The 3,878-nt window shown below is 67.5% G+C and carries 3 protein-coding genes; all 3 read right to left on the bottom strand.

What is annotated here, in order from left to right:
* Positions 1 to 863 (bottom strand): serine/threonine-protein kinase (locus WBB07_RS17120; RefSeq protein ID WP_526309592.1); only part of this gene is annotated, 863 nt, incomplete at its 3' end.
* On the bottom strand, positions 860 to 2,338 hold the full coding sequence (pbpA, locus tag WBB07_RS17115; RefSeq protein WP_526309591.1) for a D,D-transpeptidase PbpA: 1,479 nt from the start codon (positions 2,336 to 2,338) through the stop codon (positions 860 to 862). The genes WBB07_RS17120 and pbpA, both read right to left, overlap by 4 nt.
* Positions 2,335 to 3,741 carry a peptidoglycan glycosyltransferase RodA gene (gene rodA / locus WBB07_RS17110; RefSeq protein ID WP_526309593.1) on the bottom strand — a complete coding sequence of 469 codons (1,407 nt, stop codon included), beginning with the start codon at positions 3,739 to 3,741 and terminating at the stop codon, positions 2,335 to 2,337. The genes pbpA and rodA overlap by 4 nt, the downstream gene beginning before the upstream one ends.
* Positions 3,742 to 3,878 lie beyond the last annotated feature (137 nt).

Genomic DNA, 3,878 nt, shown 5'->3' with positions numbered 1-3,878 from the left:
GCCGGTGCCTGGTTCGGGCGGGGTGGTCGCCGCCCGGAGCGCACCGCGGCGACCGCGTCGGCGAACGGTCCCCCGCTGCGGTATCGCATGCCCGGGTTCTTCACCAACGTGATCTCGATGAGCTCGCGGACGTTCGGCGGCAAGTCGGCGGGCAGCGGTGCGGGCGTCTCTTTGATGTGCTTCATCGCCACCGTGAGCGCACCGTCGCCGGTGAACGGTCGCTTGCCCGAAACTGCCTCGTAGCCAACAACTCCCAGCGCATAGACGTCACTGGCCGCGGTGGCGTCGTGGCCGAGCGCCTGTTCGGGGGCGATGTACTGGGCGGTGCCCATCACCATGCCGGTCTGGGTGACCGGGGCCGCGTCGACGGCCTTGGCGATACCGAAGTCGGTGAGCTTCACCTGACCGGTCGGAGTGATCAGGATGTTGCCGGGTTTCACATCGCGGTGCACCAGGCCGGCGGTGTGCGCCACCTGGAGTGCGCGACCGGTTTGTTCGAGCATGTCGAGGGCGTGTCGCAGCGACAGCCGGCCGGTCCGTTTGATCACCGAGTTCAGTGGCTCGCCGTTGACGAGTTCCATCACCAGATACGCGGTGCGGCCCTCACCGTCCATGTCGGTCTCGCCGTAGTCGTGGACGCTGGCGATCCCGGGATGGTTGAGCATCGCCACGGTGCGGGCCTCGGCCCGGAAGCGTTCGACGAACTCCGGGTCCGACGAGTATTCGGCCTTGAGGACCTTGACTGCGACTCGACGGCCCAATCGGCTGTCGACGGCCTCCCACACCTGGCCCATACCGCCGGTGGCGATCAGGCGCTGCAGGCGGTAGCGCCCGGACAGTGTGACACCTACGCGCGGACTCATGATCCTCCCTGAAGCGCCGCGGCAATCACGGCGCGCCCGATAGGGGCTGCGACCGCGCCGCCGGTGGCGTCGAGTCGATCACCGCCGTTCTCCACCAGCACCGCGACCGCGACCTTCGGGGTCGGCGCGGGTGCAAACGCGATGTACCACGCGTGCGGCGGGGTGTTGCGCGGGTCGTTACCGTGCTCTGCGGTTCCCGTCTTGGATGCGATCTGCACGCCGGAAATCGCCCCTTTCTGCTGTGTGTTCTTCTCGGCGGCGACCATCAAATCTGTCAGTTTAGCCGCGACCTGCGGCGACACAGCACGCCGCTGCTGTATCGGGGTGGTTGTGCTGATGTTGGTCAGATCGGGGCCTTTGAGGCTGTCCACCAGGTAGGGCGCCATGGTGACCCCGCCGTTGGCGATGGTCGCGGCGATGACGGCGTTCTCCAGGGGAGTGACGGCAACGTCCTTCTGGCCGATGCTGGACATGCCGAGCGCGGCCTGATCGACGATGGGGCCGACGGTGGACTCGGCCACCTGCAGTGGAATCGGCAGCGGGGGTTCGTCGAGCCCGAACGACAGTGCGGTGTTGCGCAGCGATTCCGAACCCAGGCGCAGGCCCAGTTCCACGAAGGCGGTGTTGCAGGACCGGGCGAACGCCTCCTGCAGCGAGGCGGTCTCGCCAGGCCCGCAGGGCGTGCCGCCGTAGTTCTCCAGAGTTGCCGTGCTGTCGGGCAGGGCGATGGAGGGTTGCGCAGTCAGTTGATCGTCGACGTTGATGCCGTTCTGTAGCGCGGCGGCGGTGGTGACGACCTTGAACGTCGACCCCGGTGGATACCGCTCGGAGATCGCCCGGTTGCTCAGCGGCGCCCCCGGATCGTTGCGCAGCTTGTCCCAGGCGGCGGCCTGTTTGGTCAGATCGTGGGTGGCCAGCAGGTTGGGGTCGAACGACGGCGTGGACACCATCGCCAGGATCTTGCCGGTGGACGGTTCGATGGCGACGACGGCGCCTTCGCAGGGTTTGCCGGCGCAACCGTCCTGCATCGCGTCCCAGGCGGCCTGCTGGACCCGCGGCACGATCGTGGTGTCCACGTTGCCGCCGCGCGGGTCGCGACCGGTGAAGAAGTCGGCCAGCCGGCGCCCGAACAGGCGTTGATCGGATCCGTTGAGAATGGTGTCCTCGGCGCGTTCCAGGCCGGTGCTGGAGTAACTCAGGGAGTAGAAGCCGGTGATCGGGGCGTACACAAAGGGATTCGGGTACACGCGCAGGAAGCGGTAGCGACCGTCGGTGGACTGCGAGTAGGCCATCAGCTGGCCGCCCGCCGAGATCTGGCCGCGCTGGCGGGAGTACTCGTCGAGCAGCACCCGCTGGTTGCGGGGGTCGGAGCGCAGGCCGTCGGCGGTGAACACCTGAGTCAGGGTGGCGTTGGCCAGCAACAGCACGATCAGCGCCATGATCGCCATCGAGATTCGCCGCAGGGAGGTGTTCATACCTTCTGGATCACCTCGGTGCCGGCCGCGGCGATCGGCTGCTGGGTGGCCGGGGTCAGGATCGGTCGCCGCGCCGAGTGGGAGATCCGGATGAGGATGGCCAGCAGCAGGTAGTTGGCCACCAGCGATGATCCGCCGTAGGACATCCACGGGGTGGTCAGCCCGGTCAGCGGGATCAGTTTGGTGACACCGCCGACGACGATGAACAGCTGAATCGCCAGGGTGGAGGCCAATCCGGCGGCCAGCAGCTTGCCGAAGCTGTCGCGGACCGCGATGGCGGTGCGCAGCCCGCGGATGATGACGATGGTGTAGAGCATCAGTACACCGGCCAGGCCCACCAGGCCGAGTTCTTCGCCGACGGCGGCGATGATGAAGTCGGTGGAGGCGGCGGGCACGGTTCCGGGTTGGCCGTTACCGAGGCCGGTGCCGAAGATCCCGCCGGTGGCGAAACTGAACAGGGACTGCACCATCTGGTAGCCGGCGCCGTCCGGGTCGGCGAAGGGGTCCAGCCAGTTCTGCACCCGGATCTGCACGTGGTCGAAAAGGTGGTACGCCACAACACTTCCCGCAGCGAACAGGGACAGCCCGATGATCACCCAGCTGAGCCGGTCGGTGGCGATGTAGACCATGACCAGGAACGACGCGTACAGCAGCAGCGAGGTGCCGAGATCCTTTTCGAAGATCATCACGCCGATCGACAGGATCCACGCGGCCAGCAGTGGCGCCAGATCCCGGGGGCGGGGCAGGTCCATGCCGAGGAAGTGCTTGCCGACGCTGGTGAACAGGTCACGCTTGGCCACCAGCACGGCCGCGAAGAACACCAGCAACAGAATCTTGGAGAACTCGGCGGGCTGAATCGAGAAGCCGGGGAAGCGAATCCAGATCTTGGCGCCGTTCTGCTCGGAGAACGCGGCGGGCAGGAACGCCGGGATCATCAGCAGCACCAGGCCCACCAGGCCGCAAACGTAGCCGTAGCGGGACAGCTGCCGGTGGTCCTTGAGCAGGATCACCACCAGCGAGAAGCCGATGACACCGACCAGGGTCCAGAGCACCTGCTGGTTGGCGCTGGGGCCATGCGACACCTCGGCGGCGCCGATGGCCAGATCGAGGCGGTGGATCATCACCAGGCCCAGACCGTTCAGCAACGCCACCACCGGCAGCAGCAACGGATCGGCGTACGGGGCGAACCGGCGGATGGTCAGGTGGGCTGCGGCGAACAACGCCAGGTAGGCCACGGTGTAGCTGATCAGGTCCAGGCTCAGACCCTGCTCCTGATTGGCCTCCACGATCAGCAGCGCCACCGCGGTGATCACGGTGGCGAAGCACAGCAACAACAGTTCGGCATTACGCCGGTGGGGCAGAGAGGGGGTGACTGCAACCGGCGATTGTGGCGCGGTGGTCACGTCGCCGCCCGGCAGTCGGTGCCCGGCTGCGGTGGCGGGGCGGGCAGCTGGGTTGCGGTCGGGGTGGGCGGAGGCGGGGGAGCCGCGGACGGTGACGGCGTGGGTAGCTCGCCGGAGGTGGCCGGCGCGGCCTGCGG

Source organism: Mycobacterium sp. (assembly GCF_049647605.1).
Lineage (GTDB): Bacteria > Actinomycetota > Actinomycetes > Mycobacteriales > Mycobacteriaceae > Mycobacterium.
This window is presented reverse-complemented; position numbering and strand designations above follow the sequence as displayed.

Bases quoted from the DNA above. Each gene is read 5' to 3' on its own strand.
- pbpA (WP_526309591.1), bottom strand. From the start codon at position 2,338: ATGAACACCTCCCTGCGGCGAATCTCGATGGCGATCATGGCGCTGATC.